Raw genomic sequence first — 14,055 nt, 5'->3', positions numbered from 1 at the left:
ATGAAGAAATTACTTTTTTTACTGCTAACAATTCTCAGTTTTAACGGAGTTTCACAGACTTATAATTTATCAGATTTTAAACCAAAAGAATTACACAATTCAATTCGTTTAAATTATATTTTAATAGACCAACCAAATAATACATACAATTATGGAGATGGTAGTACCTACACACTTCAACCAAGAATGGGTTTATTTGGATTAAATTATAATTTTCCTTTAAATGATTGGTTATATACAGGTGCGGGTTTTCACGGAGCAGTTTATGGAGATCAAGGTGGTTTGTTTACTTTAGGAGTAAATTTAGGGGTAAATACCCAACTTTATAAAAACTTGTATTTCGATGCCAACGTGCACATAGGAGGCGGTGGTGGTTTTAGAAGCTTAGTTGATGGTGGTGGAATTATCTACCCAAATGTAGGTTTACAATATAAAAATAACGGATATGCATTTGGTTTGCAATATGGGTATGTAAACTTTTTTACCGGAATTCAAAAAGGAGATAATATTTCCTTTTTTGTAGAAATACCAACCTCGTTAAGAACTACATCTTACAAACATGCTCAAAAATCTTTTACAGTTAACAATGAAACCAAAGATGAAGTTTGGAGGAAGCCTGCTGTAAAAAGTGTACAACAAATTACTTTTGATTATCTTTTTCCAATAGGATCTTCAAGAAACGATGGTTTTGGAAACTTTAATAATACCACTCCAATTACCCAAACATTAAGTCTTTTAGGTTTTGAGTACCAACGTTATTTAAATAAAAACACCTTTGTTTACGCACATGTAGATGCCATGTATGGTGGTTTAAGAGCTGGTTTTATGGATGTTTTTTTCGGTATTGGTAAAAACTTTATAGAAACAGAATATGTAAACTTTTTTGCAAAAGCAGGAATTGGTGCTGCAGGAGGTAGAATTTTTCCTGAAGGTGGTTTAACCATGTACCCAAGTGTGGGTGCAGATGTAAAAATTACCAAAAATTTTGGATTAGGTCTTCATGGTGGTTATCATAAATCTGTTAGTGGTACTTTTGAAGCATATACAGCCGGTTTTAGTTTAAAATATCATGGTTTAAGTGGCGGAATAAAAGATCCTTACGCAGCAGAAAAAATTAAATATATAAATACCCAAGGAATACAAATTGGTGTGCAAAATCAAACTTATTTTGATGTTGCCATTCTTGATAGACAATACAAAGAACATGATTTAGAGTTAATAGCATTAAAAATTAATTACGACCTAAACCATCGTTTTTATATAGCCGGAGAAGCTTCTTTTGCTTATTTAGGTGGTGCAGGTGGTTATGCTCATGGAATTTTTGGATTGGGAATAAAATCAAATAAATTTTTAAATGACAATTTTTCATTATTTGTAGAAGCTGCAGCAGGTGTTGCAGGTGGCGGTGGTGTAGATTCTGGCGAAGGTGTTTTAGTAAGACCAACCGTAGGTATTAATTATCATTTAAACGACAACTTTTCGTTTACAGCTTCGGGCGGACAAATGTGGTCTCCTAATGGTAACGTAAACTCAACAAATTTAAATATTGGTTTTACTTATGGTTTATCAATTTTAAATGCTAAAAAATAATGTATCCTGAACTTGTTTCAGAATCATAACAATAAAATCTTGATGCATTTCAAGATTAGAATTAATGTCAGTTCGAGCGCAGTCGAGGACTAATAAATGAATAAAACCTCTCGACTGCGCTCGAGAAAACAAAAAAGTAAATTAAAGATTATGAATAACGGAATTTATGCAAAATTCACCACTCCAAAAGGTGAGATTTTAGTACAATTAGAACACGAAAAAGCTCCTGGAACTGTTGGTAATTTTGTTGCTTTAACAGAAGGAAATTTAGAAAACGCTGTAAAAGAGCAAGGAACTCCTTATTATGATGGATTAAAATTCCACAGAGTAATTCCAGAATTTATGGTACAAGGTGGTTGTCCTCTAGGAACAGGAACTGGTAACCCAGGTTATAAATTTGATGATGAATTTCACCCAGATTTAAAACATGATGCTCCAGGAAAATTAGCGATGGCTAATTCTGGTCCAGCAACAAACGGAAGTCAGTTTTATATTACCCACGTACCTACTCCATGGTTAGACGGTAAGCATACTGTTTTTGGTTCTGTAATAGAAGGACAAGATGTTGTTGATGCAATTGCTCAAGGAGATGAAATAACAACTGTAGAAATTATTAAAGTTGGTGCAGAAGCAGAAGCTTTTAATGCTGTTGAAGCTTTTAGAACTTTTGAAGGATCTAGAGAAAAGCGTGAAGCAGAAGAAAAAGCTAAACAAAAAGCATTGTTAGATACAGTTGCTGCTGGTTATGATGAAACTGCAAGTGGTTTACGTTACCAAATTTTACAAAAAGGAACAGGAAAGAAAGCTACAAAAGGAGCTGGAGTTTCTGTACACTATAAAGGTCAATTATTAGACGGTACTGTATTCGATTCTTCTTACAAGAGAAAAGAACCAATCGATTTTAATGTTGGTGTAGGTCAGGTTATTTCTGGTTGGGATGAAGGAATTCAATTATTACAAGTGGGTGACAAAGCTCGTTTTGTAATTCCATCTAATTTAGCGTATGGTTCTGCTGGTGCAGGAGGAGTAATTCCACCAGATGCAACACTTATTTTTGATGTAGAATTAATGGATGTAAAATAAGAATAACATTCTTTACAAGCTATATAATTACAAAAAGCTCTCTGATTTCAGGGAGCTTTTTGCATGTAAAAAGTATTTATCCTATGATATGCTTCTCTAATACCTATTGACTTTTAAAATGATTTCTGAAACTCTAAAACAAGTAATACTTACTAATAAAGAATCTTAAAAGAAATTTCTGAAACTCGTTTTTTCACAAGCTGCTGTCATATAAACTTTTGTTAATAAGTTGAAACAAATGTTTAAACATTTAAACAGCATACACTTGTTATTTATTGTAAATTTATACCACCAAATTCTTCCCATTTGCTATGAAAGAATTTTTCTAAAAAATTAAAGATATTACTATGTATATCCCTTTTTAAATAGTGGATATACGTAATTAAAGTTATCATACAAAGAAGTTGTGCGCAAGCTGAAAAAAATTGAGACTTAATGAAAAACATTACAATTGATATAAACGAAGCGACTATAAAAAATTACGTGAGTTCATTACGTCCGGAAAATCAAGAAATTCGTGCACAACTTGATTTCGGATATTCTTATGACGGAAAAGTAATTGTACTTTATGAAATTCGTCCTGTTTGGAATAATCCAAAAGAAATTCAACATATCGAATTTGCGAAAATCAGGTTTTATAAATCAAGACAAGAATGGAATTTATATTGGATGCGTGCAAGCGGAAAATGGGAACTTTATGAACCATTTCCAAAATCAACTCATTTAGATAACATTATCGATATTATCAAAGAAGATAAACACGGTTGTTTTTATGGATAATTCAAGACAAAATATAATTAAAGAAATTGCGCAGGAATTAGATTGCGGAAACGACTGCTATTACAATCCTAAAACGAACGAATTAATAACAATTCCGAATTTTGGGGAAATGTTTGATGAAGATGAATTTCGTGAATCTTTTGGAATGGAATTGAAAAAAGTAAAGAAAAACAAAGCGGATTTTATAAAAATCGAGGTTTTAGAGAGTTTTGAGTCTTTTAAGATTATGGAACGTTTTATTACCCAAATTGCGAACGAACAATTTCAAGCAGAATTGGAAATTATCTTGGAACGGAAAAAACCATTTCAGAATTTTAAGAATACAATTGACAATTCAGATTATAGACAAAACTGGTTTGACTTTAAACAAAACGAATTAGAAAAAATAGTAGAAACGCAATTAAACCGAGGAAAAGCCAGCGCACAACACCGTGTATAAGTTATGGCTGTGTCTGTGCCTACTTGGAAAATCCTGCGGATTTTCCACAGGCAGTTGATCGTTTGGAATTGTCCGTGACGGCACACGCCACAACTCATACACATAAACGTTGTAACACATTATGAAAAAAGAGCTTTTATTATTATTAATCCTTGCAATATCATTTAAAAATATTTATGCCCAATTGAAAGTTGAACAATTGCACGGAACTTGGGAATCATATGAAACTAAAAAGCAACAAAAAGAAAGAGAACAACTGACTCCAATAACTGAACCAATTAATTCAGGAAAAAAAAGTAAAGAAACCGAAAAAAAAGAAGCCGATATTATTTTACAATTTGGTAAAAAAGGAAATCTGGACATCATACAATTTGGTGATAAGTCAAGAGTAAAATTCAATTTGAAAGATAGTATATTAACAATGAGTTGGAGGAAATATAAGATACTAAAACTTACAATTTCGGAATTAATATTAACAGATCCTGAAAATCTTTTTAGTGAAAATGAATTTTATAGAAAAATAAATAAGAAAATTGAACCTGTAAAAGAAATAGAAATAATTGAGAAAAAGTATAAAAACGGTCAATTGAAACTTAAAGGAAAACTTCAAAATGGAATTGAAAGTGGGATTTGGACTGAATGGTACGAAAATGGTCAGAAAAAAAGTGAGAGAAATTTTATAAATGGAATTCCAATTGGAGTATGGAAAGAATGGAACAAAAAAGGAAAGTTAATTAAAGAAAAAAAATGGAATTAAAACGTGTTACAACACCGTATAAAAATAATGCGTAATTTAGTGCTTAATCAAAGTTTAGTGCACTTTTGTTACATCTGAATTTCCTTCGGAAATTCCTCGTTCACAAAACCGCAACTTTCAATACACAAAAACCTAAGCAAACCCCACTCACAAACTTCCATTCCTAAAACAAAAAAGCTCTCTGAAACCAGAGAGCTTTTTTATTACTATAAAATCTACAAATAGACTTTACTATTTTTTACTAATAATAGTCAACTCGTCTACAATATGTTTTGCGTTTGAGTATTTGTCTATCAACCAAAGTACATATCTAACATCAACATTAATAGTTCTTTGTAAGTTTGAGTCGAAAATAACATCACCAGCCATTGCTTCAATGTTTCCATCAAAAGCCAAACCAATTAATTCACCTTTTCCATTTACAACAGGAGAACCAGAATTACCACCTGTAATATCGTTATCCGTTAAAAAGTTTACAGGCAATTGACCACGCTCATTTGCGTAACGTCCGTAATCTTTCTTTTCGTAAATATCTAACATGCTTTGGTCTAAATCAAACTCAGGATCGTTTGGTTTGTACTTTTTAATCATCCCCTGAAAAGTAGTATAATTATTTTCATTCGCATCGTTTCTCTTATCCGCAGGCAAAGCTCTTACTTTACCGTAAGACAATCTTAATGTAGAGTTTGCATCAGGATACTGAATATCACTCAATCCTGACTCACGCAATCCTTTTACTAACAATCTAAATGATGCTTTAAAATCATTTTCTGGTTGCACTAAACTCTCTGGACTCTCTCTATATTTATCTAATAACTGATTAGATAATTGTAATAAAGGATCACTATTTAAGATCGCTTCATCTGGGTATTGTAAATAAGCTTCTACTCCCTCTTTAGAAGTAAACATACTCAACTTAAAAATAGCTTTTACATACGCAGAAAAATCATTATCGTTTTTCCCACCTACTTCTGCTACCAATTCTGGCAATGAATAATTAGATTTAGATGCTAACAAACCTAATTGTTTTGCAAAAACCTCTTCCTCTAAAGGCAAGTAGAAATCTTTATAAGAACTCTCTATAAGCGCTTGTAATCTTGGTAACATATTTGCACGCTCTGCTTCATTTGCAGCTGTATATTGCTTTAAAGCGCCACCAATTCTGTATGATAAAACAGCAAATTTACTAGAACGCAACATCCCCAATAAGTAGTTGGTTTGTTTTGTTTTTTCATTGGTTAAACTATAATAATTATTGATGTTCTCAATAACTTTTCCGTAGACTTCTTTATTGTCTTTTTTCTTAGCCCATTTGGCAAACTTCGCCTCTACTTTACTCTTCTTTTCTACAGTTTTATGTTCTGTTAAAGCAGTAATCATTCCACCTCTATTTTTCCAATAATTGGCAATACCGGCGTAAGCAGATGCATACATTAGATTCACAGACTCGTCTGCATCCATGTATTTTCTCATAACATCCATACTTAACTTAGAACCTTCTACCCAAGCAGGATATGCGTATTTTACGTTTTGCTCTACTCCTTGTGCAGGCATCCAACGGTTAGTTCTACCAGGATATCCTAAAATCATTGCAAAATCATTTTCTTTTACTCCATCAATATTAACAGGTAAATGATATTTTGCTTTTAAAGGCACATTAGCTGTTGAATATTCTGCTGGTGCTCCATTTTCATCAGCATAAACTCTAAATAAAGAAAAATCACCAGTATGTCTTGGCCATTCCCAGTTATCTGTATCTCCACCATATTTACCAACATTTTCTGGAGGCGTACCTACTAAACGAACATCTTTATAATCCTCATAAACAAAGTAGTAAAATTCATTTCCTTCATAAAAAGAACGAACAGAAACCGTGTATTTTCCACCTTCGTTATTTTCTTTTTCAATCTTAGCAATTTCTCTATTGATGATTGCCTCACGTTCTTTTTCACTCATTTTATCATTTACTAATGATAAAATACGTTTAGAAACATCATCCATTCTTACAAAAAAGCGAACATATAAGCTTTCTGGCTTCAATTCCTCTTCTTTAGAACCTGCCCAAAAACCATTTTTTAAGTGATTTTGTTCTGCTGTAGATAATTCTGCAATCGCATTGTATCCACAATGATGGTTTGTTAACACCAATCCACTTTCTGAAACGATACTTGCTGTACAACCTCCATTAAATTGCACTATTGCATCTTTTAAACTTTGATTGTTAACACTGTAAATTTCTTCGGGAGTTAATTGTAACCCCATTTTTTGCATATCACGATGATTTAATCGTTCTATATGCATTAAAAACCACATCCCTTCATTTGCCATTGCAGACGGAAGTGACATTATAAATACAATAAATGTAATCAGTATTTTTTTCATTTTATCTTGTTTTAATTATGGGCATAAAAATACTAAAAATTAGGCTCTTTTTAAAGGCGAGAACATGTTAAAATATGTTATTTTTATTTCTATTCACGGCATAAACAACATGATTTCCAACAACTTATTTCGTGAAATTATTTTTGATCTTTATTATAGAAAAAAAGTTCATTTTTTTAACATTAGAACAGCTAAAAAAGAATAATTAAAGAGATTTAAAATAACTTTTAGTGGCATAAAAAAACGCTTAAAAAACAGAAATTAACTTTCCTTTTTTAAGCGTTATTTATAAATATTCTATTGATAAGGTTGAATGATCGTTTTAAGTGTTTTATTATAAATAAAAACGAAGAACAAGTTAAAGAACCTTAATCGAATTCCTTCATTTCATCATCATAAAAAGCACCAGCTTTATCCATTAAATCTGCTAATTCTGTTGCAATATCCTCTTCACTCTCTCCTGTTAAATCTTCAAACCATTCTACTTCATCATCTTTTAAATTAATTAAAAAACGAGGAAATTCTGTATGTAACACAAAAATATCTTCAGGAAACTTACTATTATCTGCTAATAAAAATTTAGGTAAAGTCATTGTTATCGTTTTAAGTATGTTCGAGCGCAGTCGATAATTTATTTAAACTTTATATATAAATACCCTCTCGTCTGCACTCGAGAGGACACTATTATTTTTTCTCTTTTATCAACTTTAAAGTTAACGAATTAAATCTTATAAATAATAAGATAGAAGCTGTAGTTAAACCTGCTAATAAACCTAGCCAAATACCAAAACTACCATACATTTCTTCACTTCCTAAATAGTAAGAAACCGGAAAACCAATAACCCAATAAGAAATAAAAGTAAGAATTGTAGGAATCTTAACATCCTGTAAACCACGTAAAGCTCCTAAAAAAACAACCTGTATACTATCTGATATTTGAAAAAACGCTGCTGCTAATAATAATTTTGAAGCAATGGAAACCACCTCCATATTGTCTATATAATTTGCAGTATCGTTTAAATCTACGTAAATCATTGGTAAACTTTTGTGAAAAACAAAGAATAGTAATGCAAAGAACATTGCCAACAATACGCCTAATAAAAAGATAGAAAAAGCAATTCTACGCAATTCTTTATAATTTTGTAATCCTTTTTGGTTCCCAACTCTAATCATAGCAGCAACGCTTAAACCTGTTGCAACCATAAATGTCATAGAAGATAAGTTTAATGCTATTTGATTTGCCGCCTGAGGATTTTTTCCCAACAAACCACTTAACCAAACTGCTGCTGTAAAAATAGCGACTTCAAAAAGCATTTGCATCGCACTTAAAGAACCTAAATTGACGATTTTTTTTATGGTTAAAACATCTAAAACAAAGAATTTTATATTTCTTACTATTTGTGCAGATCTTTCTTTATAACGAAGTAATAACCACAAATAAATAACCATTATAATTCTAGAAATTAATGTACCATAAGCAGCACCAATAATTCCCATTTCTGGAAAACCAAATTTCCCAAAAATCAATAAATAGTTTAAAACAATATTTATAACATTTGCAATTAGAGCTGCATACATAGGATATTTTGTCATAGACATACCATCACTAAATTGCTTTATTGCTTGAAATATAACCAAAGGAATTAAAGAAAAAGCCACCAAATCTAAATACGGAATTGCCAATTCTACCACCTCTTTTGGCTGTTTCATTAAATACATTAAAGGTTTTGAAAAATAAACTCCAGAAAATAATATGATACCTAATGTTGTACATAAAAACAAGCCACTTTTATAAGTAGCTCTTGCTTGTTTTAAATTATCTGATGAATCTGCCTCTGCAATTAAAGGTGTAATAGCCGTAGAGAAACCGATACCTATAGACATGGCTATAAACATAAAACTATTTCCCAAAGAAACTGCAGCTAACTCTGCTGTCCCCATTTGGCCAACCATAATATTATCTATAAAACTTACAAATGTATGCCCTAGCATACCTAACATTACTGGTGCTGCAAGTTTCCAATTGTATTTAAATTCTGATGTATATTGAGAAATATTCACGTCTATTGTTCTTTTTACGGAGTGCAAAAATACAACTTGTTATTAGAATAAATAGTCGCTATTCTATAAAATAAAAACACAAAAAATCCACTTTTCTAAAAGTGGATTTTTAATACTAAAAACGATCGTTTTTCTACATTGCTGGTTTCGGTAATAAAACAGCATCTATAACATGAATAACTCCGTTAGATTGATTAACATCTGCAATAGTAACTTTTGCTTTACCTCCGTTTTCATCAGAAATATAAACATTTTTTCCTTTCATCCAAGCAGTAATGATTCCTCCGCTTACTGTTTCAATAACAGCTTTACCATTTCCTTTTTTAATTAATGTAACAATTTCTTTTGCATTCCAATTACCTGCAACAACATGGTATTTTAAAATTGTTTGTAATTTCGTTTTATTTTCTGCCATAAATAAGGTGCTCACTGTACCTTCTGGTAACATATCAAACCCTTTATTTGTTGGCGCAAAGACAGTAAAAGGTCCTTCACTAGTTAATACGTCTACTAATTCTGCTGCTTTTACGGCTGCTACTAACGTAGTATGGTCTTTAGAGTTTACTGCATTTTCTACAATATTTTTAGAAGGATACATTTCGGCACCACCCACCATTTTTGTTTTTTCTTGCGCACTAAAATTTTGACTAATTACTAAACTAAGCATTAAAACTGTTACTTTAAAAAAATTTAAGGTTTTCATAATTTGATATTTAAAATTAATAATAATTTGTGTTCAACATATCTACGAGATTTATTGACATACGGTTTTAAAATAAATTTAAAACTAAAATGAATCACCAGAATATTTCCATAAATAATTTAATTATCATTACTTTTGAAGTTCTAAAAAACATACTAAAATGGCAAATATCACATTAAAAGGAAACGCAATAAATACAATAGGTAACTTACCTAAAACAGGAACAAAAGCTGCTGATTTTAAACTAACTGCGGTAGATTTATCTCAAAAAAGTTTATCAGATTTTTCTGGTAAAAAAGTAATTTTAAATATTTTTCCAAGTGTAGATACAGGTACTTGTGCTACTTCTGTTAGAGAATTTAACAAAAAAGCTGCAGATTTAGAAAACACAGTTGTTTTATGTATTTCTAAAGATTTACCATTTGCGCAAGCTCGTTTTTGTGGTGCAGAAGGTATTGATAATGTAGTAATGTTATCTGATTTTGCTGATGGTAACTTCGGAAAATCTTACGAATTAGAAATTGCAGATGGTCCTTTAGCACATTTACACTCTAGATCTATTGTTATTATCGATGAAAACGGAGATATTATTTATACAGAACAAGTGTCTGAAATTGTTGACGAACCTAATTATACAGCTGCTTTAAACGCTATTTAATTTATGAAGAATCCTAATGATAGCTTTTTAAGAGGAAGACTTCGTAGTTTTAAGTTTGCACTAAGAGGTATGTGGCTTTTAATGACTACGGAAGACAGTATAAAAGCACAACTTTTTATTGCTGTACTTGCTACTATTTTAGGTTTTTATTTTAATATTTCTAATATAGAATGGATGTTTCAGTTTATAGTTATTGGCCTCGTTTTAGTGGCAGAAGCTCTAAACACAGCTATAGAAAAAATAGCAGATTTTGTACATCCAGAATATCACAAGAAAATAGGTTTTATTAAAGATATAGCTGCAGGCGCACCAAGTTTTGCAGCTTTTACTTCATTAATTATTGCAGGTTTTATATACATCCCTAAAATAGCTTTATTATTTTAGGTGAATTTTTATATTTACTGCTAAAAACGACCAAAAATTATTAATGGCCAAGAGAAGAACAAGTACAAAAACGCCCTTAAATTCTTCGGATAAGAAACCGAGTATTTTTGCATATTTAAAAACAAGACAGGCAAAGACAATTTTAGGATCTTTCTTAATTTTATTTTCTGCTTTTCTTTGTATTGCCTTTATTTCGTTTTTCTTTAATTGGCAAGAAGATCAAAGCATACTTACAGAATTTGCAGATAAAACGGTTAGAAGTAAAAATTTATTAGGGAAAATTGGCGCTAATTTAAGTCACTTTTTTATTTATACAGGAGTTGGTATAGCGGCATTTATACTAGCGTATCAAATACTATTAACAGGTTGGTACATCCTTTTTAAAAAGAAATTCTCTTCACTAATAATTTCTTGGAACTGGTCTCTATTAGCCATGATCTGGATTTCTATATCTTTAGGATTTGTATATAACAAATATGCATTACTATCTGGCGTTGTCGGTTTTGAAATTAATGAATTTTTACAGGCCTTTATTGGTAAAACTGGCTTAGTAATACTTTTAACGTTCTTTTTAATTGCTTATTTAGTTTTACGTTATAAAGTTACTTTTGATAAACACATAGAAACCTTAAAAATAAAAAGAGAAGAAAGAGAAGCTAGAAAAGCAGAAGAACAAGTTCTAAGCAAAACAGCACAAGAAATAGTTACACCACCTGATAAAACCACAGAAAAAATAGAAACAGTACCTTTAAAAACAGATCAAAAAGAAAAATCTGTAGTAGAATTATCATTAGAAAAACAACAACCAACGATTTCTAAATATTCTGATGTAACTGCTAAAAAAGAAGAAATATCTTTAAATGTTGATAAAACGTCGGGACCTGTATTAAAAACAGAAATACCTAAAGAAGAAGAGCAAGAAGTAGAAATGGAAGTTGAGATTGATGTTGCCATCGGTCGAGAAGAAGAACATTCTACAGAAAACTTATCCAATCAATTGGTAAAAGATTTTGGTGAGTTCGATCCTACTCTAGAATTAGGGAATTTTAAGTTCCCAACTTTTAATCTTTTAAAACAATATAATGAATCTATTTCTATAGATCCAGAAGAATTAGAAGCAAATAAAGACCGAATTGTAGAAACCTTAAAGAACTACAAAATTGGTATTGCAGAAATAAAAGCAACTGTAGGTCCAACAATTACTTTGTATGAGATTGTACCAGAAGCCGGAATTAGAATTTCTAAAATTAAAAATTTAGAAGATGATATTGCCCTTTCTTTATCTGCATTAGGAATTAGAATTATTGCTCCTATCCCTGGTAAAGGAACTATTGGTATAGAGGTACCTAATAAAAAATCGACCATTGTTTCTATGCATTCTGTAATTTCTTCGAAGAAATTCCAAGAATCTACAATGGAATTACCTATTGCTTTAGGTAAAACCATTTCTAATGAAACTTTTGTGGTAGATTTAGCTAAAATGCCTCACTTATTAATGGCAGGTGCAACGGGTCAAGGAAAGTCTGTTGGTTTAAATGCGGTATTGACATCACTTTTATATAAAAAACATCCTGCAGAAGTAAAGTTTATTTTAGTAGATCCAAAGAAAGTAGAACTTACTTTGTTTAACAAAATAGAGCGTCATTATTTAGCAAAATTACCAGATGTAGAAGAAGCAATTATTACGGATACTACAAAAGTGGTGCATACTTTAAACTCGTTGTGTATAGAAATGGATAATCGTTACGACTTGCTAAAAGCAGCAATGGTACGTAATATTAAAGAATACAATGTTAAGTTTAAACAACGTAAATTAAACCCTAATGAGGGACATCAATTTTTACCTTATATTGTTTTGGTTATTGATGAATTTGCAGATTTAATTATGACTGCTGGTAAAGAAGTAGAAACACCAATTGCACGTTTAGCACAACTTGCAAGAGCTATTGGTATTCACTTAATTGTAGCAACACAAAGACCTTCTGTAAACGTTATTACCGGTATTATTAAAGCCAATTTCCCTGCAAGAATTGCTTTTAGAGTTACTTCTAAAATTGACTCTAGAACGATATTAGATGCTGGTGGTGCAGATCAATTAATAGGACGTGGAGATTTATTGTACACTGCAGGTAACAACCTTAGCAGAATACAATGTGCCTTTGTAGACACACCAGAAGTAGAAAAAATTACAGATTTTATTGGTTCTCAAAAAGCCTATGCAGAAGCATATCAATTACCAGAGTATGTAGATGATGAGAGTGGCACGAGTCTTGATATAGATATTTCCGATAGAGACAAACTCTTTAAAGATGCTGCAGAAATTATTGTTACAGCACAACAAGGATCTGCATCTCTATTGCAAAGAAAATTAAAATTAGGTTATAATAGAGCTGGTAGATTAATAGATCAGTTAGAAGCTGCTGGTATTGTTGGTGGTTTTGAAGGTAGTAAAGCAAGACAAGTTTTAGTTCCAGATTTTATAGCCCTAGAACAATTATTAGAAAACGAAAAAAACCAATAGTATCTCTACAGAAATCGAGATGACAAGAATTATAATTATGAAAAAAATAACAATTTTATTTTTAAGTTTATTTTTAACAACGATCACTTTTTCACAAAATGCAGAAAAAGCAAAATCTCTTTTAGATGAAGTTTCTACAACAATGGGAGCTTATAAAAATATGTCTATAAGTTTTAGTCAAACCTTAAGTAATGAAGACGCAGGTATAATGGAAGGTGATGAGCCACCAATTAGAGGGAAAATCACGTTATCCGGAGAAAAATACAGCCTTAATTACTTAGGGAATCAATTTATTTTTGATGGTAAAAAATTATATGTAATTAATAATGACGAAAAAGAAATTACAGTTACAGATGGAGATATGAGTGGTGATGACGGTTTTATTTATCCTTCTAAATTATTAACTTTTTACAAAGAAGGTTATAATTTTGAAATGGGAGATTTAAAAAACTTAAAAGGTAGAAATATACAATTAGTTACCTTAAGCCCAATAGATAGCGCATCTGATATTGTAAAAGTAGAATTAGCGATTGATGCAAAGACAAAGCATATTTATAAGTTAATTCAAACAGGTTCTAATGGTTCTAAAACAACCTTTACAATTACTGAATTTAAAAGCAATCAAACCTTACCAAATAATCATTTCTCATTTGATGAAGCTAAATACAAAAAGTTAAACTTCTCAATAGATTAATAA

General features: G+C 31.0%; 13 protein-coding genes. 9 read left to right on the top strand and 4 right to left on the bottom strand.

The window, feature by feature from the left end; all coding sequences use genetic code 11:
- The 5 genes from WG945_RS16160 (at position 1) to WG945_RS16140 (ending at position 4,649) form a co-directional block, all read left to right on the top strand.
- Positions 1-1,590 (top strand): hypothetical protein, encoded by a 1,590-nt coding sequence (locus WG945_RS16160; protein WP_068449996.1) that lies wholly within the window; start codon positions 1-3, stop codon positions 1,588-1,590.
- A gap of 150 nt (positions 1,591-1,740) precedes the next feature.
- Positions 1,741-2,673, top strand: coding sequence for a peptidylprolyl isomerase (locus WG945_RS16155; protein ID WP_068449940.1), 933 nt, complete (start codon positions 1,741-1,743; stop codon positions 2,671-2,673).
- Positions 2,674-3,108: 435 nt separating this feature from the next.
- Positions 3,109-3,453, top strand: a complete 345-nt coding sequence (locus WG945_RS16150; protein WP_068449939.1) for a DUF3024 domain-containing protein — start codon at positions 3,109-3,111, stop codon at positions 3,451-3,453.
- On the top strand, positions 3,446-3,892 hold the full coding sequence (locus WG945_RS16145; RefSeq protein ID WP_068449938.1) for a UPF0158 family protein: 447 nt from the start codon (positions 3,446-3,448) through the stop codon (positions 3,890-3,892). The genes WG945_RS16150 and WG945_RS16145 overlap by 8 nt, the downstream gene beginning before the upstream one ends.
- 121 nt (positions 3,893-4,013) lie before the next feature.
- Positions 4,014-4,649, top strand: a complete 636-nt coding sequence (locus WG945_RS16140; RefSeq protein WP_068449937.1) for a toxin-antitoxin system YwqK family antitoxin — start codon at positions 4,014-4,016, stop codon at positions 4,647-4,649.
- Between the two features lie 231 nt (positions 4,650-4,880).
- On the opposite strand, the gene WG945_RS16135 is transcribed toward WG945_RS16140, so the two are convergent.
- From WG945_RS16135 to WG945_RS16120, 4 genes are all read right to left on the bottom strand, one after another.
- Complete coding sequence (locus WG945_RS16135; RefSeq protein WP_068449936.1) at positions 4,881-7,031, bottom strand: S46 family peptidase; 2,151 nt, start codon at positions 7,029-7,031, stop codon at positions 4,881-4,883.
- Positions 7,032-7,399: 368 nt separating this feature from the next.
- The gene (locus WG945_RS16130; RefSeq protein WP_068449935.1) at positions 7,400-7,624 is read right to left on the bottom strand and encodes a hypothetical protein; all 225 of its coding nucleotides are present in this window, start codon (positions 7,622-7,624) and stop codon (positions 7,400-7,402) included.
- A 91-nt stretch (positions 7,625-7,715) separates the two neighbouring features.
- Positions 7,716-9,092, bottom strand: coding sequence for an MATE family efflux transporter (locus WG945_RS16125; RefSeq protein ID WP_068449934.1), 1,377 nt, complete (start codon positions 9,090-9,092; stop codon positions 7,716-7,718).
- 133 nt (positions 9,093-9,225) lie between these two features.
- Complete coding sequence (locus WG945_RS16120) at positions 9,226-9,795, bottom strand: fasciclin domain-containing protein (RefSeq protein ID WP_068449933.1); 570 nt, start codon at positions 9,793-9,795, stop codon at positions 9,226-9,228.
- A gap of 160 nt (positions 9,796-9,955) precedes the next feature.
- Here WG945_RS16120 and tpx point away from each other — a divergent pair, with 160 nt between their 5' ends.
- Genes tpx through WG945_RS16100 form a run of 4 tightly spaced genes read left to right on the top strand, consistent with a single transcriptional unit; the run spans position 9,956 to position 14,052 of the window.
- Entirely contained in the window at positions 9,956-10,453 is a 498-nt protein-coding gene (tpx, locus tag WG945_RS16115; RefSeq protein WP_068449932.1) for a thiol peroxidase, read from the top strand.
- A gap of 3 nt (positions 10,454-10,456) precedes the next feature.
- Positions 10,457-10,837 (top strand): diacylglycerol kinase family protein, encoded by a 381-nt coding sequence (locus WG945_RS16110; RefSeq protein ID WP_068449931.1) that lies wholly within the window; start codon positions 10,457-10,459, stop codon positions 10,835-10,837.
- Between the two features lie 43 nt (positions 10,838-10,880).
- Positions 10,881-13,358 carry an FtsK/SpoIIIE family DNA translocase gene (locus WG945_RS16105; RefSeq protein WP_068449930.1) on the top strand — a complete coding sequence of 826 codons (2,478 nt, stop codon included), beginning with the start codon at positions 10,881-10,883 and terminating at the stop codon, positions 13,356-13,358.
- A 37-nt stretch (positions 13,359-13,395) separates the two neighbouring features.
- Positions 13,396-14,052 (top strand): LolA family protein, encoded by a 657-nt coding sequence (locus WG945_RS16100; protein WP_068449929.1) that lies wholly within the window; start codon positions 13,396-13,398, stop codon positions 14,050-14,052.
- Positions 14,053-14,055: the final 3 nt, after the last annotated feature.

This window comes from Polaribacter atrinae, assembly GCF_038023995.1.
Lineage (GTDB): Bacteria > Bacteroidota > Bacteroidia > Flavobacteriales > Flavobacteriaceae > Polaribacter > Polaribacter atrinae.
This window is presented reverse-complemented; position numbering and strand designations above follow the sequence as displayed.